The sequence below is a fragment of the Bacillus sp. NS1 genome (genome assembly GCF_058248265.1).
In genome coordinates, this window is the sequence record NZ_JBZAZF010000002.1 from 563,452 (window position 1) to 585,837 (window position 22,386).

Consider the following 22,386-nt stretch of genomic DNA (forward strand, 5'->3'; position numbering starts at 1 on the left):
CTTACGATGTAACTTTAAAATTGCTTAATCAAACTAGGAGGTCGAGAACTGTGGCATTTGAATTTAAACTTCCAGATATCGGGGAAGGTATCCACGAAGGCGAAATCGTAAAATGGTTTGTCAAGCCTAACGATGAGGTAGACGAAGATGATGTACTGGCTGAAGTCCAAAATGATAAAGCAGTAGTAGAAATTCCTTCACCTGTTAAAGGAAAAGTATTAGAATTAAAAGTTGAAGAGGGAACGGTTGCAACCGTTGGACAAACGATCATTACGTTTGATGCACCTGGTTACGAAGACCTTCAATTTAAAGGCAGCGAAGAGTCAGATGATGCGAAAACTGAAGCACAAGTTCAGTCTACAGCAGAAGCTGGACAAGACGTTGCGAAAGAAGAGCAAGCTCAAGAGCCTGCAAAAGCAACTGGCGCAGGACAGCAGGATCAAGCTGAAGTTGACCCGAACAAACGCGTGATCGCTATGCCTTCTGTACGTAAATATGCTCGTGAAAAAGGCGTAGACATCCGTAAAGTAACAGGTTCAGGCAACAACGGACGTGTTGTAAAAGAAGATATCGACAGCTTTGTAAACGGAGGAGCACAAGAAGCTGCACCGCAAGAAACAGCTGCACCACAAGAAACAGCTGCTAAACCGGCTGCTGCACCAGCTCCAGAGGGCGAATTCCCAGAAACACGTGAAAAAATGAGCGGTATCCGTAAAGCAATTGCGAAAGCGATGGTTAACTCTAAACACACAGCTCCTCACGTAACGTTAATGGACGAAGTGGACGTAACAAACCTTGTTGCACATCGTAAACAGTTCAAACAGGTTGCTGCTGATCAAGGAATCAAGCTGACTTACTTGCCTTACGTTGTAAAAGCTCTTACATCTGCACTGAAAAAATTCCCTGTTTTAAACACGTCAATTGACGATAAAACAGAAGAAGTAGTCCAAAAACATTACTTCAACATCGGTATCGCTGCTGACACTGAAAAAGGCTTGCTTGTACCGGTTGTAAAAAATGCAGATCGTAAATCTGTCTTTGAAATTTCTGATGAGATCAATGGCCTTGCAACAAAAGCTCGTGAAGGCAAGCTTGCTCCAGCTGAAATGAAAGGCGCATCTTGCACAATTACAAACATCGGTTCTGCCGGCGGACAATGGTTCACTCCGGTTATCAACCATCCAGAAGTTGCGATTCTTGGTATCGGACGCATTGCAGAAAAAGCGATTGTTCGTGATGGCGAAATCGTAGCAGCTCCAGTCTTAGCTCTTTCTCTCAGCTTCGACCACCGTATGATCGACGGAGCAACTGCGCAAAATGCATTAAATCACATCAAGCGTTTACTGAACGATCCACAATTAATTTTAATGGAGGCGTAATGTTATGGTAGTAGGAGATTTCCCTATTGAAACAGATACTCTTGTAATTGGTGCGGGACCTGGCGGCTATGTAGCTGCCATCCGCGCTGCACAGCTTGGACAAAAAGTAACAGTCGTTGAAAAAGCAACTCTTGGAGGCGTTTGTCTAAACGTTGGATGTATCCCTTCAAAAGCGCTGATCAATGCAGGCCACCGTTATGAGAATGCAAAGCATTCTGACGACATGGGGATCACTGCTGAGAACGTATCAGTTGATTTCACAAAAGTTCAAGAATGGAAAGCTTCTGTTGTAAACAAACTTACTGGCGGTGTTGCCGGTCTTCTTAAAGGCAACAAAGTAGATGTTGTAAAAGGTGAAGCTTACTTTGTAGACAGCAATTCAGTTCGTGTTATGGATGAGAACTCTGCTCAAACATACACGTTCAAAAATGCAATTATTGCAACTGGTTCTCGTCCTATCGAATTGCCAAACTTCAAATATAGTGAGCGTGTCCTGAATTCAACAGGCGCTTTGGCTCTTAAAGAAATTCCTAAAAAGCTCGTTGTTATCGGCGGCGGGTACATCGGAACTGAGCTTGGAACTGCATATGCTAACTTTGGTACTGAGCTAGTTATTCTTGAAGGCGGAGATGAAATTCTTCCTGGTTTCGAAAAACAAATGAGTTCTCTTGTTACACGCAGACTGAAGAAAAAAGGCAACGTTGAAATCCATACAAGTGCGATGGCTAAAGGCGTTGAAGAAAGACCCGACGGCGTAACGGTTACTTTTGAAGTAAAAGGCGAAGAAAAAACTGTTGATGCCGACTACGTACTGATTACAGTAGGACGCCGTCCAAACACTGATGAGCTTGGTCTTGAGCAAGTCGGTATTGAAATGACGGACCGCGGTGTCGTGAAAACTGACAAACAGTGCCGCACAAACGTCCCTAACATTTATGCAATCGGTGATATCATCGAAGGACCGCCGCTTGCTCACAAAGCATCTTACGAAGGTAAAATCGCAGCAGAAGCTATCGCTGGAGAGCCTGCAGAAATCGATTACCTTGGTATTCCTGCGGTTGTCTTCTCTGAGCCTGAACTTGCATCAGTTGGTTACACTGAAGCACAGGCGAAAGAAGAAGGTCTTGACATTGTTGCTGCTAAATTCCCATTTGCAGCAAACGGCCGTGCGCTTTCTCTTAACGAAACAGACGGCTTCATGAAGCTGATCACTCGTAAAGAGGACGGTCTTGTGATCGGTGCGCAAATCGCCGGCGCAAGTGCTTCTGATATGATTTCTGAATTAAGCTTAGCGATCGAAGGCGGTATGACTGCTGAAGATATCGCGATGACAATTCACGCTCACCCAACATTGGGAGAAATCACAATGGAAGCTGCTGAAGTGGCAATCGGAAGCCCGATTCACATCGTAAAATAATGCTCATATCAAAAACAGCCCCGCTTAAAGCGAGGGCTGTTTTTTTATTTTGACAGCACATGCTGCAATGGTTTAATAATGTCTTCTTTCTTTTTCACACATCCCTCGATTTTCACCACGACATGGCGCTGATCAACAACCATAAGGGTAGGGACGGTTTCAATCTCATTTTCCCAGCCTTCTTTGTTATCATAGACCTTCATTTTATCTATTTGCTCGGGATAGTCCTTTTCTAAATCAAGCAGTGCATCGTAATATGGCGCTTCCTGATCAATTTGGTTCTCATCAGAAAAAAACAGGATTTGTGTATGATGAATGTTGTCAATCCGGCTTTTTTTCACCGGATTGATGGTGGAAAGCGTACAGCCCGATAAAGCAAATACTATGATCAGTATGGGGAATACCGCGCGATATCGCATCTATCTTCTCCTCTGTTTAAACAAAAATAAACTAGCTTTAGTTTATCATGAGAGACAGCGTAATCTGCTCCTTGTTACCTAATTGTTATATAATTGAAACCGTTTTTAAAGTGAGATTACATTTTTTATCCATCGTTTAAAATAGCAATCTGGGGGTATATAGAATTTATTGCTGCGTTCTTTCATAAAAGTTCAAGAAAACATGAGATTATGTTATGTGTTTTGGCATATGTATCGATTAACGCTGCTGCATGAAGGAAATATCATATGAGAAAAATGAAAAAATACGCTATATATAACGAAATCTAAATTAAATGTGTTATACAGTTTGTTGTTGACATTTTAAATGTGACATATTAATATAATAACAACAAAAGAAATTAAGCGTTTTCAAATTTCAAAGAAATGGGGAATGACAGATGGGTACAATTGTTTGCCAAGATTGCAACGAAGCCATTCATTACTTTGAAGATGAGAAAGTGACTACATTATACGGAACATGCTGCGGACAATGTCAATGTCCTATTGATGAAGAGTAATAAAAAGCATGCGGCCTGAGCCGCATGCTTTTTTTATTGAATCGCTTTTTGTTCTTTGATGACCCGGATCATGTTTAAAGTTGAGTCTTCAGGTCCTTGAACAGGGAGACCTGCGTCAAGGTTCTTGAAAATGTAGCTGATGTTATCTTCTGTAATAATTTCACCTGGAATGAAGATTGGAATACCAGGAGGATATACCATGACAAATTCAGCGATAATCCGTCCAGATGCTTCTTTTAAAGGGATGACTTCTGTATTTGCGTAGAAAGCATCCCGCGGAGTCATTGCCAATAAAGGAATTTCCGGGAGAAGAACTTCAGTTTGCTGATGTGTTACATCTTTTTCTGACATATGATGTGCAATCTCTGTTAAAGCCTCTACAAGCCGGTCTGCATCATTTTGGCTGTCACCAGGGGTGAAAATACACAAAATATTGTACAGATCAGAAAGCTCAACTTCAATATTAAAGGATTCACGAAGCCATTTTTCAACGTCATGACCTGTGAGTCCAAGGTTTTTAACAGAGATAATTAATTTTGTCGGATCATAGCTGTAAGCTGCTTTTGAACCAAGAATCTCAGAACCGACACAATAAATGCCTTCAATCTGATTGAGGCGATCTCTCGTCTTGTTGGCAAGCTTCAGTGTCTCCTCGGCGAGCTGATGGCCTTCTGTCGCAAGGCGTTTTCTGGCAACGTCCAGAGAGGCGAGAAGCAAATAAGAAGTTGATGTTGTTGTCAGCATGCTCAGAATGGATTGCACTCTGTCTTTGGATACAAGGCCCTCTCTCATGTTTAAAATAGAGCTTTGCGTCAGTGATCCGCCCAGCTTGTGTACACTGGTCGCTGCTATGTCTGCTCCTGCCTGCATGGCTGAAAGCGGCAATTCGTCGTGAAAATGAATGTGAACGCCGTGTGCCTCATCAACAAGCACTGGCACATCAAACGAATGAGCGAGTTCTACGATGCTTTTTAAGTCAGCTGCAACACCGAAATATGTCGGGTTGATGACGAGAAGCCCTTTTGCATCTGGATGCTCGGTAAGTGCCCGTTTGGCAGATTCGAGTGTAATGCCGTGGGAGATGCCCAACTCGTTATCAATTTCAGGATGAATAAAGATTGGGATCGCTCCAGAAAATACAATAGCTGTCATAATTGATTTGTGCACATTTCTAGGAATAATAATTTTATCTCCAGGTCCGCACACAGCCATCACCATTGTCATAATGGCGCCGCTTGTTCCTTGAACAGAAAAAAATGTGTGGTCTGCGCCAAATGCTTCAGCCGCCAGATCCTGTGCCTGTTTAATAATGCCTTTTGGCGCGTGCAGGTCATCTAATGGTTCAATATTGATTAAATCTATGCTTAACGCGTTTTCACCGATAAATTGTCTGAATTCTGGGTCCATTCCTGCCCCTTTTTTATGGCCGGGAATGTGGAATTGAACAGGCTGTCTGCTTGCATGCTTTTTCAGTCCTGTGTATAAGGGTGTTTCATGTTGCGACAATTGTTTTCCCACCTTTGTAATCATACCTATGCATAATAGTGTGTATTAAAATCAGTTTCTCAACCGTTTTTTAGACGTAAAACAAATGAATTATATTATGAACTTGAAAGAATGTAAAGAACAATTTATGATCAAATGAAGATGCTTTCTCTTAAGGGAAGCAAATCTATAAGGAGTGAAGAAAATGGAATACCAATATCCGATGAATGAAGATTGGACAACCGAAGAAGCAGTGGATGTGATCGCGTTTTTCCAGCAGGTTGAGCTTGCATATGAAAAAGGTGCAGATCGTGAAGAACTGCTTAAAGCTTACCGCCGTTTTAAGGAAATTGTACCTGGAAAGGCCGAGGAAAAAAAGATATGCGGCGAGTTTGAAGAACAAAGTACATACTCTCCTTATCGCACGGTCAAACAGGCGAGAGAATCTGAGCAGGCGAAGATTAAGATGTAAGAAAAAGAGCCGGGGGGTACCCCGGCTCTTTTTCATACTTGTGATACTTTTTGGGTGAAACGGTACAGAAAAGCAAGCTGCTTAAAGGCATCATCAATACGCTGAAGGAATTCCTGGTTATTCATATCCAGCACCTCTTCTTTTTGAAGTTGGATGCCACATAACAGCTCAGCTTTTTTTACAGTCTGCAAACGCTCAAACAGCGTCTTCAGCTGTTCCTTGTCCATTTCAGACTGCTTATGTACTCCCGGTTTTGTATGATCTGCGGACCAAACGAAGCTGTCAGGGATATTCTTAGTAATGGTTTCCTGATTCGCTTCAAGCAACTTTCCGTATTCTTCTTTGATAGGGGATTCATAAATAATCGCGAACCACACAAATACGTGGCTTTCCCATAAACCTATCTGAAAATGCGGCAGTTTTTTATAGCCTCTTTTGCTGTTTGCGAATGCCACCCAGCTGTCAGCAGGGGGATTGACGGATCTTCTTGCGTGCTTTGCCACATGAGGAAACATTTCATCTCCGGTTAAAGCTGATAAAGTTGGGGCAAAATGTTCGCCTAGAGCTGTAAGCTTTGGACGAACCGTCTCTTTTAATACCTCCATGCGCGCGTCTAAGCCTTCTATTGTAAATGTGTTAAAGTCTTCTTCCGTAAAACGCATTTGTGTCATGACCTTCCTCCTTCATGCTAAGTAAACATATTTTATCACAGTTCATACGAGCGTCAAAAAGATTGAGCGCGTTTGAAGAAAGGGGAAATGTGGTAATAAACGAATAGGTAAACACACAATTTTCAGAATCATGTTACGCGTAAATAGAACAATCATACGATATAAGAAGTAATCATTGTTGAATGGCAAAATGGGATGCTTTTTACAAACAAATGATCTCTGGAAGGGGCGAAAGACAATGAGGCAAGTAGTAAAAGAGGGATTTAAGGAAGAGAAAAACAATCGTGTAGCTGTCTGGAGACTAGAGGTTGATTATGAGCTGGCAACCCTGTATGAAGCAATGCAAACAGAAAACGAAGAACAGATGGAACAAAGCAAAAACAAACTTGAGCGACTCAGAAAAGAATGGATTCGTCTTAACGGGTAAAAAAGCGATAGTGAAAACGAACCGCATGAATGGTTCGTTTTTACATGAGAAGGGATATTTTTCATTTTCCTTGCTTTTTCACCGCCGTTATCAGTATCCTATAAAATAAAGGTCTACATAGAAGAGAGGTACGCACGTATGACAAATTGGACGGAAATTGATGAGATTGCAAAGAAATGGGTTAGAGAAGCAGGCACGAGAATAAAACAATCTATGAACGAAAGCCTGACAATTGAAACGAAATCAAATCCGAATGATTTAGTCACCAATATTGACAAAGAAACGGAAAAGTTTTTCATTGAACGCATTCAAGAAACGTTTCCGGGACACCGCATACTCGGCGAAGAAGGACAAGGAGACAAACTCCACTCACTGGAGGGAGTCGTCTGGATTATCGACCCGATTGACGGAACAATGAATTTTGTGCATCAGCAAAGAAATTTTGCAATTTCAATTGGAATTTTTGAAAACGGAGAAGGAAGAATCGGTTTAATTTATGATGTGGTGCATGATGAGCTGTATCACGCATTTAGCGGCAGAGGAGCTTATATGAATGAAACGAAGCTGGCTCCTTTAAAAGAAACCGCCATTGAAGAAGCGATTCTTGCCATTAATGCGACATGGATAACGGAAAACAGAAGAATTGATCCAAGTGTGTTAGCGCCCCTTGTAAAAAGAGTAAGAGGCACACGCTCCTACGGTTCTGCTGCTTTAGAGCTGGCAAATGTCGCGGCGGGAAGAATAGATGCTTACATCACGATGCGGCTTGCGCCATGGGATTATGCAGCTGGCTGTGTGCTGTTAAATGAAGTTGGGGGCATCTATACGACCGTAGAGGGAGAGCCGTTTACCTTTTTAGAAAATCACAGTGTGCTGGCCGGAAATCCATCCATACATAAAACGATATTTGAAGAGTATCTTCATGCTCGAAAGTAGGCCATTTGAACAGGACGATCTCTGCTTGTTAGAGAAGCTCGCGGAAGCTCATCCTGTATGGAAAGAGGAGGAGTTTGGGGAGAAAGATGCAGAAAGCTATATGATCTCCTACTCCATGTACAACGGGTCATGGCTTATATGGGAAAAAGACGGTCAGCCTGTTGCCGTCAGCTATCATCTCGAGTGGGCGCCCTCCAACGGAAAGCCGTGGCTTGGAACAGTGCTGATTGCCCCGGCTGAAGAAAAAAAGGGACATGCGAGAATGATCATTGAACAGATTAGCAAAATGCTCAGTGCCAAACATAAAGCGATGTTTGCGGCAGTTCCAATTGACCGCAGTGAATGGATACTGTTTTTGAGCCAATGCGGCTTTGAACAGCTGAAAACGGAAAAAGATGAGAAAGGCAAACTATTTATGATCCTGGTGAAGCCTTTAGCAAAAGCTGCCGTATGATGACGGCAGCTTATTTTAATATGCCAGTAGCGTAAAAAGCCTCCCGAAAAATTGAGAGGCTCTGATAATAAAAAATTATTTTTTCACCGCATGAATATAATGAATCGTTTCAAACGCTGACAAGTCGTCTGTTCGATTGTTGAAGAATTGGTCATTAATATCGTCTGGTGATAGATGTTCATAGATCAGTAAACCTGATGACTCTAACTGATTTTCAATTTCTTGATAAGTGAAACACGATTTCATCGGTTCTCCGCTTGCGGCAGCCATTTTCACCATATGTTCAACTCTATTTGACGTTCCTTTTGCTGTAAATAGTGTTTCGTCCGCATAATCAAAAACGATAGAGCTTCCTGATGGGACATGAGAAAATAAATTTCTGATCAAGCTTGCATTTTCTTCTCTCGTTAAATAATAAGACACTCCCAGAAGGCTGAAGAATGTTTTTGTGTTTTCAAATCCTTCATCTATAAGAGGCTGATACGAAAATGTTTTGGTGAAATCCATAGGAACAAAGTGAAGATGTCCCGGAATTGTCAAATTTGCATTTTTCAGCTTATCTTTTTTGAATTGCTGTGTAGCCGGATGATCAACCTCGAAAACTTGTAAACTGTTTTCCAATTCAGGATGCCGAAAACAGAAAGTATCCAGTCCGGCCCCAAGAATGACATACTGTTTTGTTCCCAGCATCAATTCATGATGTAAGACTTTTTCGCAATACGCAGCACGTGCTAAAGGTGTGGGCGACAGCTGGATTTGTGTAACCCATTTTAATATGTCTTTAGGATCATTGTGCAGGCGTTCGGCGATCTCTTTGTTGAAAAATGATATTCCTTGGATCATATTCTCACTGATGCCGGTAAACTCTTTTTCGTTAATGAGATCTTTTGCAATAAAATCATCAAAAATGAGAGGCGTGTCATATCGGCTGTGATATGCACGGGCAAAAGCTGAAATCAAAGACGTTAAGCTGGACTCATTTTTCCTCATGAAATGATCCTCCAATAAAAAAAGATTCCCCTGGCCAGGAGAATCTTATTATACATACAAATAGATTAATAGTAAATTATAGCACAAATAAAAATTTTTGTCAATTCTTTTGTTCTTTAATCGTTCGTGGAATCTTCATATATTTTCCCATGAGTCAAGTGTCTGCCGGAAGCATCTCCCCTTATCCTGACAAATTCGCGGATCACTATTGTATGCTGCAGTGTTGGCTTGCGGCTGTTTTTGCGTCTATACGCTGAGTGGGGAAGGCTGTATTGCCGCTTCCTCTGTACTGCACGCTTGCGACTGTGTTCACATCTTTCGCTGGAATGATTATGCTGAAGAGAGAAACCAAGACATGTAACGAAAAAAAGCCTGAGGGATCTCAGGCTTTTACTAATATTATAATCCAACAGCATTCCAGGCTGCTTCAACTTTAGCGGCATCAGTTGAGCCGTAAAGATCACGAGCAGACTGAATAAGAGCTGCCTTTGCATCTTTGAACGTCGAAGAAGGCGTGAGGTACGTTGTTAACGCACGATAATAGATCTGCTGTGATTTAGAGACACCAAGCTTTGTAATGGTATTATAAGCGGCTTTATTTGGAATTCCGCTGTTTGTGTGTACGCCGCCATAATCGCCTTCATCTGTATTTGGAAGGTTTCTGTAATTGGCGTAATTGTCAGGCTGATCGTATTTTGTCGGATTGGACAAGCTGCGGAGAGCAGGCTGGCTGACTGTAATGTCTTCACCGATGTCCCAGTCTTCTGTATCGTTAAAATACCCGAATACGTCAGAGAAAGATTCGTTTAATGCCCCCGGCTGATTTTCATAAATCAGGTTGGCTGTTTCTTGAGTGACGCCATGTGTCATTTCATGTGCTGTCACATCTAATGAGCCGGAAAGCGGAGAGAAAAATGAACCGTCGCCGTCACCGTAAATCATTTGGTCTCCTGTCCATGCAGCATTATTGTACCGAGTGCCGTAGTGGACGGAAGAAACGATTTTACTGCCTTTGTTATCATAGCTATTCCGTTTAAATGTCGAATAAAAATAATCGTACACTTTACCGAGATTATAGTGAGCGTCAACGGCTGCCCGCTGTGATGAAGATGTGAATGTATTTGTTGTGCTTGAGACAAGTGTTCCCGGTAGGCGGCTTTGTCTGTTTTGCAAGTCATATGTGATGATTTGAGTGCCTGTTGGTTTTGAAAGATCTTTTAGAACGTATTTTCCGCTTTCATAAGAGATGTTCAAAGGAACGGTTGCGCCCTTTAGCGTTGTTCCGCTTCCAGTGGCAGCAGCATGTTCTACTTTGTTTTGCTGTTTTAATATGCTGCCTGTTTCAGCATCAACTAAGACTTCCCAGTTTGCAGGTTCAGGTTCGATATAGCGAATCGTCACGTCGTAAGCAAGACGATAGCTGCCGTCCTTTGTTTCTACCGCTTTTAACTCGGCTTTATTGCTGTTTTTGGCCGTTCCGTTAGAAACAGCGTCTGGTGATTTGCCGATGGCTTTGAAAGCAAGTGTCAGCGCTTTTTCAGAAGAGACTTTTTGGCTGTTTTCTGTTTTTGCAGCAGATTGATTGTGTAATTCACCATTCACCGCATAAACATTATCGGATTTATCAACGTGAACGATCACTTGTGAATCTTTAATAGGCACTCCGTTAACCACAGGTGCATATCGAAAGTGCTTGTACCCAAGGGCGTCAGTCGTGCTTTCAACAAGCTTCAGCCTTTTGGCAGGGTCACCTTTGAAAATGTTGCTGTTCTTTTTCAAAAACTGTTTGACAGCTTTGTCATTTGGTGCAGAAAGTTCTGATTGTGCAATCGCGTTTTTGGAGAGGAAATTTGTTTGATTCTCTTTAAGCTGATGACTTTCAGCAGCCTGAACACCAGGAAGGCTGATTGACAAACTCATAAACGAAGCAGCGACAGCAACAGACAATTTCTTACCTAAACCCACAATAAATCCCCCTTTTTGAAAATACTGAAAAATCTTTATATTGTTATATTAAACTAGCACTCTGGAATACTCAACAAAAACTAACATAACTAGACAAAATTGATAGAATTGTCCTGTGTTTATTTTTGCTGAATAATATCAACATGAGTCAAGTGTCATGTGATGGCTTATTGTAAGTGTTGTGCCTTTTTACATATCAAGGGGAAGAGAGAAATGTTTGTTTCTTATTGAAACTTTTTGAGAAGCCGGCTGTCTACCCAAATGAGGCCTTAATAAGAAGTAAAGGATTGTTGTTCGTGTTGGAGTTATTCAGTCATTATGTATTGCATTTTGAACGTTATTTTATATTAAGCAGACAAGGCACCTTGCTGATTCAATGGTCAATTGTTGTTATTGCAGTCTTATATCTTTTGGTGCATCATCCCAAAATAAACCGGCAGCGCACAATGTTCTTGGCGGGTGTTATATTGCGGATTGTGCTGCTGGCGGGAGTGTCTGTTGAACTTATTCACCAGGTGCAATCAACAAACTTCACCAGCGCTTACTTAAGAGAGGACGGAAATGAACTGTTGCCGCTGCTGCATTTTTTGTTATACGGATATGTGCTGCTGACTGCTTTTCACTATATGCTGGTGCTTCGTGATCATGGCGGAAAAGGTATGTTTTATACGTTCGATCTTGCCGTTGTCAGTTTGCCGATCGTACAAATGATATTCAGTTTCTTTTCGTATTGGAAGGAATATCGGGATGGGATGGAACCGATTGCATTTGTGTTTCTGTTTTTCATCATTACTCTTCCCATTGTGTTGAATGTAGTGTTTTTCAAGCTGTATTGGAGAACGAATAAGATATTACTAGGTTTATTTTATACGTTGATTATCGGACTGCTTGTCTTGCTGCTTGCGCCATATCCCAATCAAATCTCAAAAGATTATGGTGCAGTAATGCCATACACGATTTATTTAACAATGGCGGGATTTTTGATGAGCTATCATCTGTTCCAAAAGTCAGGAAAGGTTTATGTGCGTGTGAATAAGTGGCTGCCGATGGCTGTCATGGTGTTTTTTGTCCCTCTCTTAAATCCGATATATAACATAGGAACGGCTGCTTTCGCTGTATCAAAACCGATAAATGTCCATGATTCATTCAATTTTGTCGGGGAGCACATTTCATCAGAAAAAGCGGAACAGATACTGAAGTCATTTTTTCCTACGGATGAGACATTGTATTTGCACGATACAAACATGGATGTGCATTATTTCTACTCATTTGAAAGCAAAGGTTATAAAGCTGAGGTAGATGAAGTATCGCAGCTGATTCGTAATTATGAATACTTACAAAAAGCGCATGGGAAAAAGCTAACGAATCAGGAGTACAAGCGAAAGTCCATCGCTTTCCTTGAGCGACATGGACGTGTGTTACATAAGGAGCATATCGAAACAAAGGTCTCTAATGAGGACGGCCAGACAGTCGTACGTATATACCTGAAAAATCAACTTCATAAAAAAAATAATGCTGATAATGGCGCGGTATTTTATTGGGAAAAGGAAACCTTAATGGGTTTTAGTGAAGATCCTTCGATTTATCAGCTTGACTCTCTTCTGCATGTTCATATAACAGAACAAGACATTCAAGACAAAATGGAACAAATGTTTACAGCGCTGAACATATCAAAACAGCCTTATCAGATCACTGATATTGAAAGCGACAGCCTGCTCGGAAGCATGGTGAGAGTTGAAACAAAGGAAGGAGTTGTTTTGGAATTTAAGGGGGAATCCGGTAGTTTACACAGTCTCTCGATTCCAATCAAAAAGGAAATTTCACTGACTAACAGCCAGCTTCAGCGGCAGGTATTAACGGTCTTCGATGCCGATGTATCAGAAATGAAGAAAAAAAGCAGGAAGAGTGACTTGGTAATGTATACTGATTCTTCTAAAACATATGAGTTTTTTGAAGATCAAGGTCAGCTAAACGTTTATGTATACAGCGATACACCTGATCAGTCATTCCCCTATACGTATCGTAATGGTACATTGGCTTACGAAAAAGTAGCTTCTGCATATCAGGATGTTATTTACAAAAAGCGTATGCGTCCGATTATCGTTCAAAGAGGGGATGAACGGCATTATGCATGGCTGATCATTATTCAGCCGTTTGGTTCAAATCGCCATGATGCCTATGTAGTGGATGGAGAAACACAAGAGGTGAAAAGTCTTTATGAATCATAAGGAAAAAGAGTCTGTTTTTTTAGACTTATACGACCTGTATAAAGATGGAGAGCTAGAGGATGAATCAATGGAATGGATGAAACAGCATGAGTCCCTATTTCAAAAGAATGCGGAAGACTTAAAGAGTAAAACTTGTTTAAAGAGAAGCCTCGGTGCTGAAGAAGAAAGCCAAATAAGATATATGAAAGTATACCTGTCTTCCATGTATATCTGTTTCATTTTATTGGCCATTTGGATGACGGTGTGGTTTTACTTTTAATGAAGCATAGGGATTCCATTGAGGACTTGTATCGGCAGTATTATCAAGAAATTACAAATTATTTATTCAGAAGGACTCATCACCTTGAAACAGCCAAGGACTTAGCACAGGACACGTTTGTGAAAGCTCTTAACGGTCTGGCTTCGTTTAGGGGGCATTCTTCTATCAGAACATGGCTCTACACCATTGCGCATCATACCTTTATCAATTGGTACCGCAGAGATGTCAAATACCAATTTACTGATATCAGCAAAAATGAAGGGTTAACGCAAACAACTTATGAGCAGCCTGAACAGTATTTGTCACGGACGGTGAAAAGCGAAACCCTAAGGCAGGAGCTTCTGCAGTTAAAGGATCAGCATCAATCTGTTTTGATTTTAAGAGAATTCCAAGAGCTTTCTTATGAAGAAATCGCTGAGATATTAGGATGGAGTCTTTCTAAGGTGAAAACCACATTGCACCGGGCTAGATTAGAGCTAAAGAAAAACATGACGAAAAGTAGAGAGGAGGAGCGGATATGACCTGCTTTCTAGTAAGAGACCTGCTTCCTCTGTATCTTGAAGGTGATTGTAAAAGAGAAACGGAACACGTTATAGAAGAGCATTTAAAAATGTGTAGCAGCTGCAGAGACATGTATAACACGATGGCTGAGCCATTTGAATTGGAAAGCGAACAGGCCGTTGAGGAGGCTTTTCTGCCGGAAGAAGAACTGCGTTTTAAACAGAGGTACTATGGATTACTGATCATGAAAGCTGCCTGCTGGTTTGGAGCGGCGGTTGCCGTGATGCTGATCATCAAACTTCTGATATAAAGAAAAGCGCTTGTCCGATTCGGACAAGCGCTTTTTTAAATTAAGCTTGAGGATGAATCATGTCGTAGATGGCGGCAAGCTGTTCTTGTGATAGAGCACTGAATAGTTTTTCATAAACATCAGCTTGCAAAGGTGTCGCACCTGCTTGTACCGCTGCATCTTTATCATAGCTGTACACACCGTCTTGTAATACAATGGCTGCTTGAAGAATGTGTATCTTTAAGGAAGCAGCGGAGAAAAATTGTTCAAGTGCAAGTGCTTCTTTTTCTGTGAAGCCAAGTTCAACTGCTTTTTCTGTATCAAATTTGTAATTTCCATCCTCGAGATACACACATTGTGAAACAATGCTGAAAAATTCTGATGTCGACTCCCAGAGTGTTGCGATTACTTGAGCCTCTTCCTTTGTCATTCCTAACTCGACAGCTTTTTCGCTGTCAAAATAATACACACCGTCTTGTTCGTATATACATTGATTTAATATATCAATGAATGTATTGAGATCTTCGTTTGTGATTGTCTGATGCTGCACATGAACAGTGTTGTTATCAACCATTGTTTTTGCGCTGGCTGCATCAGGGCTGAACGTGAATAGAGCAGCTGAGGTCATTGCGGCAGTCGTTAGCATCGCTTTTTTTACAAATGTTTTCTTCATGTTTCTTCTCTCCCTTTTATGAATTGTGCTACAAATTCCATTATAGGGATAGATTGGAGTCGGAAGAATGGGTTAAATAGTATTTTATGTATATCGTTGCCGAACTACTTTTTGCCGGTCGCATGTGTCATAGTTAGAACGATTGTCTATGTACAAATGCTGTTTTGCATCTTCCCGACTAAGAAACAGGGGAGATAAGACTTAATGAAATGAAAAACACCGCTTTCTTTGCGGTGTTTTTTGATTACAATGTCGCCGGCGGGGCAATGCTTTTAATCAAGCAAGCCTTGCTCGCGCATTTTCTTTTTTAATGTGAATCCGCCGCCCATAACAGCGCAAACAAGCACAATGCTGGCGATAATGCCTGCAGCACTTTTTTCAGCGATAAAGACGCCGATCAGCATAATACTGAAAACTGCTGCAAATGCAAATAATAGTAAAAGCCAATTCATTTTTTTCATATTTTCCATCCCCTTTTACGTCTTATATTAAGTTTACAGAAAAACGTGACGCTTTTAAAGAGGATGTGTGGTATAATATGAAAGTTATCTAATTTTATTAGGAGATGAAAAAGTGAAACTTCGAAATGATCTTCGCAACATCGCGATTATTGCCCACGTTGACCATGGGAAAACGACTCTAGTCGATCAGCTTTTACACCAGGCTGGTACGTTCCGTGCCAACGAACAGGTTGCTGAACGCGCAATGGACTCTAATGATCTTGAACGCGAACGCGGCATTACAATTTTGGCGAAAAATACTGCGATTAACTATAAAGATACACGCATCAATATTTTGGATACCCCTGGACACGCAGACTTTGGGGGAGAAGTAGAACGGATTATGAAAATGGTTGACGGCGTACTGCTTGTCGTTGACGCATATGAAGGCTGTATGCCTCAAACTCGTTTCGTTCTGAAAAAAGCTCTTGAGCAAAACCTGAACCCGGTTGTTGTTGTGAACAAAATTGACCGTGACTTTGCTCGTCCTGAGGAAGTTATCGATGAAGTTCTTGATCTGTTCATTGAGCTTGATGCCAATGAAGAGCAGCTCGAGTTCCCAGTGGTATATGCTTCCGCGATTAATGGAACAGCGAGTCTTGATCCGAAACAGCAGGATGAAAACATGGAAGCTTTATATGAAACCATTATTAAGCATGTTCCGGCACCTGTTGATAATGAAGAGGAGCCGCTTCAATTCCAAGTTGCCCTCCTTGACTACAACGACTATGTAGGCCGTATCGGAATCGGACGCGTATTCCGCGGCACGATGAAAGTCGGTCAGCAGGTTTCTCTTATGAAGCTTGACGGAACGGCTAAGTCATTCCGTGTAACAAAGATTTTCGGTTTCCAAGGCTTAAAGCGTGTGGAAATTGAAGAAGCAAAAGCAGGAGACCTCGTAGCGGTTTCCGGCATGGAAGATATTAACGTTGGTGAAACGGTATGTCCTGTAGACCATCAAGATCCGCTTCCAGTGCTTCGCATTGATGAACCGACACTTCAAATGACATTTGTCGTGAATAACAGTCCGTTTGCAGGACGTGAAGGCAAATATGTAACGGCCCGCAAAATCGAAGAGCGTCTTCAGGCTCAGCTTCAGACGGATGTGAGTTTGCGTGTTGAGCCAACAGCTTCTCCTGATGCTTGGGTTGTTTCCGGACGCGGTGAGCTGCACTTGTCAATTTTAATTGAAAATATGCGCCGTGAAGGCTATGAGCTTCAAGTTTCAAAACCTGAAGTTATCATCAAAGAAATCGACGGCGTACGCTGTGAGCCTGTTGAGCGTGTACAAATCGATGTTCCGGAAGAGCATACAGGCTCAGTTATGGAATCAATGGGTGCCCGCAAAGGCGAAATGATCGATATGATCAACAATGGAAACGGCCAAGTCCGTCTCATCTTTACAGTTCCTTCCCGCGGATTGATCGGGTACTCTACAGAGTTCCTATCATTAACACGCGGATTCGGTATTCTGAACCATACGTTTGACAGCTACCAGCCAATGCAGGCGGGCCAAGTCGGCGGACGCCGCCAAGGTGTGCTTGTATCAATGGAAAACGGAAAAGCGACATCTTACGGTATTCAAGGAATTGAAGACCGCGGTGTCATCTTCGTTGAGCCTGGTACTGAAGTATATGAAGGAATGATCGTTGGAGAGCATAACCGTGACAACGACCTTGTTGTTAACGTCAGCAAAATGAAACAGCAGACGAACGTCCGCTCTGCAACAAAGGATCAGACAACTACAATTAAAAAAGCGCGCATCATGTCTCTTGAGGAATCTCTAGAGTACTTAAACGAAGATGAATACTGTGAAGTAACGCCTGAATCCATCCGTTTAAGAAAGAAAATCCTCAATAAAAATGAACGTGAAAAAGCGGCTAAAAAGAAAAAAACAGCAGGATTGTCTTAATCTCTTGCAGAATTTGAAAAGATAGAACCCGCACTTTGCAGGGGAGGGAATCTTTTTGAATGACGTAAGCGAACGCCTGTCGTTCTTCGCCGCTCTGTATCAAGTAGACCGGCAGCCTGCGGCAGGCATGTGGCTGCTGTACGGCACCATTTTTGTGTTGGCCGTTATTGTATTTAAGCTTGGATTTGCAAAAAGGCTCCCGGTATTAAAATCAGCAGTGGTGTATGTATTTCTGGCTTTGGGCTGCACTGTTTTGACCTTTTTAGGAGTGTTTTTGCCCGTTGCAGAGGGATTGATCGTGGCTGCGCTGATTTTAATTATTTACAAAATTCGGCTGTATCAGTCGAAAAAGGGACAGTCTGCAAAATCATAAAAAGACTCAGCTGAGAAGCTGAGTCTTTTTTTGTGTTGTGTATGGTAAAGCGGCCGCTTTATTTTTTGACTTTTTCTTTCTTCTGCTGCCCAGGGTGAAAAGTGAATTTTCCCGTTTTCAGCCGTTCTTCTGTTTTTTGGGCAATCCGGTCGTGGCATTCCTGGCACATATATGTATGGATTGGGCGGTTTCGAAGCCGTTTCGCGATCAGGGTATCATCATCAATTGTTTCAATTTTATCGCAAATAGAACATTGGACCCTCATCTTATCACCTCTTTCACTAACATGTATTATAGCACGGATCAGAAGCTGTCCAAAATAAGAAAAAGCTAAAGCACGAGGCTATAGCTTATTCTTTGGTATTCTTTTTCATATGATTGTCAGATTGATCGTTTTGCTCCTGTTCCATTTCCTGCTGCTGCTTTCTGTTTAGTTGGTCATTTTGCTGCTTTGTTTGCGGCTCGTCTTCATTGTCAATCACATCGTTAGGCACTTCTGGAAGCACCCGGCCGACAATCGCAGCTAATTCATCTAGTATGCCTGTTACCGGACGGCCTTCACTGATTTCTCTGCCCATTTCATTCAGGCGGCTGACCGTATCTGGGTCAGCAATGACAACTGCGTTGGCACCATATCGGTCATTTTTTAGAGCCTGTGCCACCGAATATTTAATCGTTTCCACTTTGCTTCTGTCCAAAGTATCATCGACGTCAATCCCAACAACGGCATAACCTCCAAGCACAACGGCTGTTGCATCCTTGACCTCAGGAATTTTTTCAGCAACGCTGACTAGATGCTTGGCAATATCCGTTCTTGTTCCATTGTCTTTTGTTTCCTGAGTTGTGTCCTTTACGTGAATCGGTTTGCTTTCCTGCTGTCTTGTTGATTCTTTTTCAACATTCTGATCCTGTTTTCCTTGTTGGTAGGCACATGCGGACAGGATAAGCGTCAGCTGTATAAGAATGAAAAGAATTCGCACTTGCGGGTTCCCTCCTTGAAATGCAGTCATTAATTTTATTGTTGAATTAACCTTCTATCTTTATGCACAAAAACATATATTTTAGCAGGCATTCACCTTTTTCATCGTAAGAGAAGCAGGAAGAACTTTGACCCTTATATCAGGAGGCTGAGACTTGAGTAAAATTTATGTGTTAGATACGAATGTGTTATTACAGGATCCTAACGCGATATTTTCTTTTGAAGAAAATGAGGTTGTCATCCCTGCTGTCGTATTAGAAGAGGTTGACTCAAAAAAACGGTATATGGACGAAGTTGGGAGGAATGCAAGGCACGTATCTAAGCTGATCGATGCGCTAAGGCAAAAGGGCAGGCTGCATGAGCATGTACCGCTCCACACTGGCGGCACACTGAGAATTGAACTGAATCACCGTTCGTTTCACCAGCTGCAAGAGATCTTTATTGAGAAGACGAACGATAATCGCATATTAGCCGTTGCAAAAAACTTAAGCCTCGAGGAAGAAACAAAGGAAAATGGCAGGCCGGTTATCCTCGTCAGCAAGGACGTGCTTGTCAGAGTTAAAGCGGACGCAATCGGACTGCTTGCCGAAGATTTCTTAAATGACCGGGTTGTGGACAATGATGAAATGTACAGCGGCTATAAGGATTTATATATCAGCCAGCAGCTGTTCAGCTCTTTTTATGGGAAAAAACAAATTTCAGTAAATGATATAAAACAGCATGCGTTTTATCCCAATCAATTCGCATTAATGAAGGATGAGCTGGGAGGATCCTCCTCGGCAGTCGGAATTGCAGATAAAACCGGAACGGTATTAAAAAGACTCGTATTTGATGATGAACATATATGGGGAATCAGACCGAAAAATGTACAGCAGACAATGGCATTAGAGCTTTTGCTGCGTGAAGATATTCCGCTTGTTACCCTGATCGGAAAAGCGGGAACCGGCAAGACGCTTTTAGCATTGGCGGCGGGACTTTTACAGACAGAAGACTTAGGAATATACAAAAAACTGGTCGTGGCGAGACCGATTGTTCCTGTTGGCAAAGACATCGGGTACTTGCCGGGCGAAAAAGAGGAAAAGCTAAAGCCTTGGATGCAGCCGATTTTTGACAACTTGGAGTTTCTGTTTAATGCGAAAAAACCGGGGGAGCTTGAGGCCATTCTGGCGGGTATTGGCTCAATTCAGGTAGAGGCGCTGACTTATATCAGGGGGAGAAGCATTCCAGATCAATTTATTATTATTGATGAAGCGCAAAATTTGACCAGGCATGAGGTGAAAACACTGCTGACGAGAGTCGGTGAGGGGAGTAAAATTGTCTTAATGGGCGATCCTGAACAAATTGATCACCCATATTTAGACAGTCTGAACAATGGTTTGGCCTATGTGGTTGAGCGGTTTAAAGGACAACCCATCTCAGGCAGCGTGAAGCTGTTAAAAGGTGAGAGATCAGGTCTCGCCCAGCTTGCCGCTGACTTGCTGTAAAACTAAATGATTTCGATTTCTTTTATATCGGTGATCGGCTGTTCGTAATCAACTGGATCTTCAAAGTAAATATGAACGGGGCCGCCTTCTTGAATCGGCTTGCCTGCCTCACTGAAATGGACAATACCGTTCAGAGCGGTTTCAAGAGGAACGGCGGCCTTTCCCGAACTTGTGACAAATACGCATTGTGTCGCAGAGCTGAGCGGCTCGGCATTTTTCAGCACATTCCCAAGTTTCATTGCAAAACTGCCGTTCATCAGTTTTTGCTTCTCGTATTGTTTTTCTGTCTTTAATGTCGGCGGCGCAATTTGGCCCTCTCTGATGACACGTTCAGGATCAAGATCGGATTCATCCCCGGCTGACTGTAAATGTGTGTCTTGACTGTCCCCTTTGCGGTCAAACGAAAATTTGCGATCATCAAAAATCCATACGCTTGGATCAATGGTGATCGGATATGTAACATTGCCTTTTACTTGTATAACGCTCATGATATAACCCCCTTCTCTCAAAATTATAAAAGTTTTCGCATGAATTGTCACTTTGTGTACAAATTATGTGTATTGAAATGCTCAGGGAGCGAGGGTGGTTGTATGGTATGCCGGCATAATGACGAGCTTGAAACCTTAGTGAGAGAAGCGAAAAAGGTGACGGACAAGGGGGAGGTAGCCAGCTATATTCCCGCATTGGCAAAAGCCGATAAACACGATCTGTCAGTGGCAATTTATTATTCCAATAATATTTGTCTGTCAGCAGGTGACGTAGAAAAAACATTTACGCTCCAAAGTATATCGAAAGTCCTGTCGCTTGCTTTGGTGTTAATGGATTACGGCAAAGATAAGGTCTTCAGCTATGTCGGACAGGAGCCGACCGGTGATCCGTTTAATTCAATAATCAAGCTGGAAACAGTGAATCCTAGCAAGCCGTTAAACCCAATGATCAATGCAGGGGCTTTGGTAGTGACAAGCTTGATTAGAGGGAAAACGGTGAAAGAGAGACTTGATTATTTACTTTCTTTTATCAGAAGGCTGACAAACAACCAAGAGATGTCTTACTGCCGGGAAGTGGCTGAATCCGAATACAGCACATCAATGATTAATCGGGCAATGTGTTATTATATGAAGCAGTACGGCATTTTTGAGGATGATGTAGAAGCGGTAATGGATTTATACACGAAGCAATGCGCGATTGAGATGAACAGTCTGGACTTGGCGAAAATCGGATCTGTATTTGCGCTGAATGGCAGGCACCCTGAGACTGGGGAGCAAGTCATCTCAAAAGATGTCGCGAGAATTTGCAAAACATTTATGGTGACGTGCGGAATGTACAATGCAAGCGGGGAATTTGCAATTAAGGTCGGAATTCCTGCAAAAAGCGGCGTATCCGGAGGGATTATGGGCATTTCACCCTATGATTTCGGAATCGGCATTTTTGGCCCGGCATTGGACGAAAAAGGGAACAGCATTGCAGGTGTAAAGCTTTTGGAAATAATGTCTGAGATGTACAGGCTGAGTATTTTTTAATTTATGTCATCTGCTTAAATCCTCTTGCATTTTCTGCTGATACCCTTTATGATAAATAGAAGAATTAGGTACTCGCCTGGGGAACGGAGGGATACTTTTGGCTTCAGAGATGATAGTTGACCATCGGCAAAAAGCTTTTGAACTTTTAAAAGTAGACGCTGAGAAGATTTTGAAGCTGATCCGAGTACAAATGGATAACTTAACGATGCCTCAATGTCCTCTATATGAAGAGGTTTTAGATACTCAAATGTTCGGGCTTTCGAGGGAAATCGATTTCGCTGTCCGCCTGGGATTGGTTGATGAAAAAGACGGTAAAGACCTTTTATACACATTGGAGCGCGAATTGTCTGCTTTGCATGACGCGTTTACAGGTAAATAAATGATAAAACTCAAACTTATTAACAGTTTGGGTTTTTTTATAACCGCTAATTTTCTCATATTAAAGACGGTCTTTTTTTACACATTCCTTCCGAATCGTATAGAGATTCTTCGTCTCATTTGATAAATTGTAGTA

Annotated in this window: 26 protein-coding genes; 16 read left to right on the forward strand and 10 right to left on the reverse strand. The window is 42.0% G+C overall.

The genetic code is table 11. The features are described 5' to 3' along the window. The first annotated feature begins 50 nt into the window (after window positions 1-50). Together pdhC and lpdA are read left to right on the forward strand one after the other, a co-directional pair. Window positions 51-1,379, forward strand: coding sequence for a pyruvate dehydrogenase complex dihydrolipoyllysine-residue acetyltransferase (pdhC, locus tag AC4CV5_RS08450; protein ID WP_003222290.1), 1,329 nt, complete (start codon window positions 51-53; stop codon window positions 1,377-1,379). Between the two features lie 4 nt (window positions 1,380-1,383). Further along, window positions 1,384-2,796: a dihydrolipoyl dehydrogenase gene (lpdA, locus tag AC4CV5_RS08455; RefSeq protein ID WP_166853252.1), complete on the forward strand. Its 1,413-nt coding sequence runs from the start codon at window positions 1,384-1,386 to the stop codon at window positions 2,794-2,796. A 44-nt stretch (window positions 2,797-2,840) separates the two neighbouring features. Here the strand turns inward: lpdA and slp are convergent, their stop codons facing one another. Continuing rightward, window positions 2,841-3,215 (reverse strand): peptidoglycan-associated lipoprotein Slp, encoded by a 375-nt coding sequence (slp, locus tag AC4CV5_RS08460; protein ID WP_166853250.1) that lies wholly within the window; start codon window positions 3,213-3,215, stop codon window positions 2,841-2,843. A 419-nt stretch (window positions 3,216-3,634) separates the two neighbouring features. Here slp and AC4CV5_RS08465 point away from each other — a divergent pair, with 419 nt between their 5' ends. Continuing rightward, window positions 3,635-3,754: a GapA-binding peptide SR1P gene (locus tag AC4CV5_RS08465; protein WP_222142763.1), complete on the forward strand. Its 120-nt coding sequence runs from the start codon at window positions 3,635-3,637 to the stop codon at window positions 3,752-3,754. Window positions 3,755-3,787: 33 nt separating this feature from the next. Here the strand turns inward: AC4CV5_RS08465 and speA are convergent, their stop codons facing one another. Beyond that, complete coding sequence (speA, locus tag AC4CV5_RS08470; protein ID WP_166853248.1) at window positions 3,788-5,260, reverse strand: arginine decarboxylase; 1,473 nt, start codon at window positions 5,258-5,260, stop codon at window positions 3,788-3,790. A 184-nt stretch (window positions 5,261-5,444) separates the two neighbouring features. On the opposite strand from speA, the gene AC4CV5_RS08475 reads away from it, so the two are divergent. Beyond that, window positions 5,445-5,711 carry a UPF0223 family protein gene (locus AC4CV5_RS08475; RefSeq protein ID WP_166853246.1) on the forward strand — a complete coding sequence of 89 codons (267 nt, stop codon included), beginning with the start codon at window positions 5,445-5,447 and terminating at the stop codon, window positions 5,709-5,711. Between the two features lie 32 nt (window positions 5,712-5,743). Here the strand turns inward: AC4CV5_RS08475 and AC4CV5_RS08480 are convergent, their stop codons facing one another. Further along, on the reverse strand, window positions 5,744-6,382 hold the full coding sequence (locus AC4CV5_RS08480) for a YktB family protein (RefSeq protein ID WP_222142764.1): 639 nt from the start codon (window positions 6,380-6,382) through the stop codon (window positions 5,744-5,746). A gap of 238 nt (window positions 6,383-6,620) precedes the next feature. Here AC4CV5_RS08480 and AC4CV5_RS08485 point away from each other — a divergent pair, with 238 nt between their 5' ends. The 3 genes from AC4CV5_RS08485 (at window position 6,621) to AC4CV5_RS08495 (ending at window position 8,199) form a co-directional block, all read left to right on the forward strand. Further along, on the forward strand, window positions 6,621-6,809 hold the full coding sequence (locus AC4CV5_RS08485) for a YkzI domain-containing protein (RefSeq protein ID WP_166853242.1): 189 nt from the start codon (window positions 6,621-6,623) through the stop codon (window positions 6,807-6,809). A gap of 138 nt (window positions 6,810-6,947) precedes the next feature. Beyond that, window positions 6,948-7,745, forward strand: coding sequence for an inositol-1-monophosphatase (gene suhB, locus AC4CV5_RS08490; RefSeq protein ID WP_166853240.1), 798 nt, complete (start codon window positions 6,948-6,950; stop codon window positions 7,743-7,745). A gap of 25 nt (window positions 7,746-7,770) precedes the next feature. Then, entirely contained in the window at window positions 7,771-8,199 is a 429-nt protein-coding gene (locus tag AC4CV5_RS08495; RefSeq protein ID WP_326221106.1) for a GNAT family N-acetyltransferase, read from the forward strand. A 75-nt stretch (window positions 8,200-8,274) separates the two neighbouring features. Here AC4CV5_RS08495 and AC4CV5_RS08500 read toward each other — a convergent pair whose 3' ends face one another. Then, window positions 8,275-9,189, reverse strand: a complete 915-nt coding sequence (locus AC4CV5_RS08500) for a class I SAM-dependent methyltransferase (protein ID WP_456520935.1) — start codon at window positions 9,187-9,189, stop codon at window positions 8,275-8,277. A 399-nt stretch (window positions 9,190-9,588) separates the two neighbouring features. Next, window positions 9,589-11,154 carry a neutral metalloprotease NprE gene (gene nprE, locus AC4CV5_RS08505; RefSeq protein WP_166853236.1) on the reverse strand — a complete coding sequence of 522 codons (1,566 nt, stop codon included), beginning with the start codon at window positions 11,152-11,154 and terminating at the stop codon, window positions 9,589-9,591. A 287-nt stretch (window positions 11,155-11,441) separates the two neighbouring features. Here nprE and AC4CV5_RS08510 point away from each other — a divergent pair, with 287 nt between their 5' ends. From AC4CV5_RS08510 to ylaD, 4 genes are read left to right on the forward strand one after another with little or no spacing between them, the layout of a single operon-like run. Beyond that, entirely contained in the window at window positions 11,442-13,382 is a 1,941-nt protein-coding gene (locus AC4CV5_RS08510) for a hypothetical protein (RefSeq protein ID WP_490922469.1), read from the forward strand. Then, a complete protein-coding gene (locus tag AC4CV5_RS08515; protein WP_166853231.1) occupies window positions 13,372-13,641 on the forward strand; it encodes a hypothetical protein in 270 nt (89 codons plus the stop codon). Before AC4CV5_RS08510 ends, AC4CV5_RS08515 begins: the two co-directional genes overlap by 11 nt. Further along, window positions 13,641-14,162: an RNA polymerase sigma factor YlaC gene (gene ylaC, locus AC4CV5_RS08520; protein WP_248602764.1), complete on the forward strand. Its 522-nt coding sequence runs from the start codon at window positions 13,641-13,643 to the stop codon at window positions 14,160-14,162. The genes AC4CV5_RS08515 and ylaC overlap by 1 nt, the downstream gene beginning before the upstream one ends. Beyond that, a complete protein-coding gene (ylaD, locus tag AC4CV5_RS08525) occupies window positions 14,159-14,452 on the forward strand; it encodes an anti-YlaC sigma factor ylaD (protein ID WP_166853229.1) in 294 nt (97 codons plus the stop codon). The genes ylaC and ylaD overlap by 4 nt, the downstream gene beginning before the upstream one ends. A 40-nt stretch (window positions 14,453-14,492) precedes the next feature. Here the strand turns inward: ylaD and AC4CV5_RS08530 are convergent, their stop codons facing one another. After that, entirely contained in the window at window positions 14,493-15,104 is a 612-nt protein-coding gene (locus tag AC4CV5_RS08530; RefSeq protein ID WP_490922472.1) for a hypothetical protein, read from the reverse strand. Window positions 15,105-15,376: 272 nt separating this feature from the next. Further along, window positions 15,377-15,565: a YlaF family protein gene (locus AC4CV5_RS08535; RefSeq protein ID WP_003221324.1), complete on the reverse strand. Its 189-nt coding sequence runs from the start codon at window positions 15,563-15,565 to the stop codon at window positions 15,377-15,379. Between the two features lie 112 nt (window positions 15,566-15,677). Between AC4CV5_RS08535 and typA the strand changes: the two genes are divergently transcribed. Together typA and AC4CV5_RS08545 are read left to right on the forward strand one after the other, a co-directional pair. Further along, window positions 15,678-17,516: a translational GTPase TypA gene (gene typA / locus AC4CV5_RS08540; protein WP_166853225.1), complete on the forward strand. Its 1,839-nt coding sequence runs from the start codon at window positions 15,678-15,680 to the stop codon at window positions 17,514-17,516. A 55-nt stretch (window positions 17,517-17,571) separates the two neighbouring features. Further along, window positions 17,572-17,889, forward strand: a complete 318-nt coding sequence (locus tag AC4CV5_RS08545; RefSeq protein ID WP_003221327.1) for a YlaH-like family protein — start codon at window positions 17,572-17,574, stop codon at window positions 17,887-17,889. Between the two features lie 58 nt (window positions 17,890-17,947). Here AC4CV5_RS08545 and AC4CV5_RS08550 read toward each other — a convergent pair whose 3' ends face one another. Together AC4CV5_RS08550 and AC4CV5_RS08555 are read right to left on the reverse strand one after the other, a co-directional pair. Next, entirely contained in the window at window positions 17,948-18,154 is a 207-nt protein-coding gene (locus AC4CV5_RS08550; RefSeq protein ID WP_003221329.1) for a YlaI family protein, read from the reverse strand. 85 nt (window positions 18,155-18,239) lie between these two features. After that, the gene (locus AC4CV5_RS08555; protein ID WP_166853223.1) at window positions 18,240-18,869 is read right to left on the reverse strand and encodes a YhcN/YlaJ family sporulation lipoprotein; all 630 of its coding nucleotides are present in this window, start codon (window positions 18,867-18,869) and stop codon (window positions 18,240-18,242) included. A 154-nt stretch (window positions 18,870-19,023) separates the two neighbouring features. On the opposite strand from AC4CV5_RS08555, the gene AC4CV5_RS08560 reads away from it, so the two are divergent. Continuing rightward, entirely contained in the window at window positions 19,024-20,352 is a 1,329-nt protein-coding gene (locus AC4CV5_RS08560; RefSeq protein ID WP_326220600.1) for a PhoH family protein, read from the forward strand. A 2-nt stretch (window positions 20,353-20,354) separates the two neighbouring features. Here AC4CV5_RS08560 and AC4CV5_RS08565 read toward each other — a convergent pair whose 3' ends face one another. Further along, window positions 20,355-20,840, reverse strand: coding sequence for a peptidyl-prolyl cis-trans isomerase (locus AC4CV5_RS08565; protein ID WP_490922476.1), 486 nt, complete (start codon window positions 20,838-20,840; stop codon window positions 20,355-20,357). A 102-nt stretch (window positions 20,841-20,942) separates the two neighbouring features. Between AC4CV5_RS08565 and glsA the strand changes: the two genes are divergently transcribed. Continuing rightward, entirely contained in the window at window positions 20,943-21,872 is a 930-nt protein-coding gene (gene glsA / locus AC4CV5_RS08570) for a glutaminase A (RefSeq protein WP_166853219.1), read from the forward strand. A 97-nt stretch (window positions 21,873-21,969) separates the two neighbouring features. Next, complete coding sequence (locus tag AC4CV5_RS08575) at window positions 21,970-22,251, forward strand: Fpa/YlaN family protein (RefSeq protein WP_003221339.1); 282 nt, start codon at window positions 21,970-21,972, stop codon at window positions 22,249-22,251. The last annotated feature ends 135 nt before the right edge of the window (window positions 22,252-22,386 follow it).

Coding starts and splice junctions, on each gene's coding strand:
- AC4CV5_RS08565 (WP_490922476.1), bottom strand. CDS start 20,840: ATGAGCGTTATACAAGTAAAAGGCAATGTTACATATCCGATCACCATT.
- AC4CV5_RS08480 (WP_222142764.1), bottom strand. CDS start 6,382: ATGACACAAATGCGTTTTACGGAAGAAGACTTTAACACATTTACAATA.
- glsA (WP_166853219.1), top strand. CDS start 20,943: ATGGTATGCCGGCATAATGACGAGCTTGAAACCTTAGTGAGAGAAGCG.
- slp (WP_166853250.1), bottom strand. CDS start 3,215: ATGCGATATCGCGCGGTATTCCCCATACTGATCATAGTATTTGCTTTA.
- AC4CV5_RS08535 (WP_003221324.1), bottom strand. CDS start 15,565: ATGAAAAAAATGAATTGGCTTTTACTATTATTTGCATTTGCAGCAGTT.
- AC4CV5_RS08550 (WP_003221329.1), bottom strand. CDS start 18,154: ATGAGGGTCCAATGTTCTATTTGCGATAAAATTGAAACAATTGATGAT.
- AC4CV5_RS08465 (WP_222142763.1), top strand. CDS start 3,635: ATGGGTACAATTGTTTGCCAAGATTGCAACGAAGCCATTCATTACTTT.
- ylaD (WP_166853229.1), top strand. CDS start 14,159: ATGACCTGCTTTCTAGTAAGAGACCTGCTTCCTCTGTATCTTGAAGGT.
- suhB (WP_166853240.1), top strand. CDS start 6,948: ATGACAAATTGGACGGAAATTGATGAGATTGCAAAGAAATGGGTTAGA.
- AC4CV5_RS08485 (WP_166853242.1), top strand. CDS start 6,621: ATGAGGCAAGTAGTAAAAGAGGGATTTAAGGAAGAGAAAAACAATCGT.
- lpdA (WP_166853252.1), top strand. CDS start 1,384: ATGGTAGTAGGAGATTTCCCTATTGAAACAGATACTCTTGTAATTGGT.
- AC4CV5_RS08500 (WP_456520935.1), bottom strand. CDS start 9,189: ATGAGGAAAAATGAGTCCAGCTTAACGTCTTTGATTTCAGCTTTTGCC.
- AC4CV5_RS08530 (WP_490922472.1), bottom strand. CDS start 15,104: ATGAAGAAAACATTTGTAAAAAAAGCGATGCTAACGACTGCCGCAATG.
- AC4CV5_RS08515 (WP_166853231.1), top strand. CDS start 13,372: ATGAATCATAAGGAAAAAGAGTCTGTTTTTTTAGACTTATACGACCTG.
- ylaC (WP_248602764.1), top strand. CDS start 13,641: ATGAAGCATAGGGATTCCATTGAGGACTTGTATCGGCAGTATTATCAA.
- AC4CV5_RS08475 (WP_166853246.1), top strand. CDS start 5,445: ATGGAATACCAATATCCGATGAATGAAGATTGGACAACCGAAGAAGCA.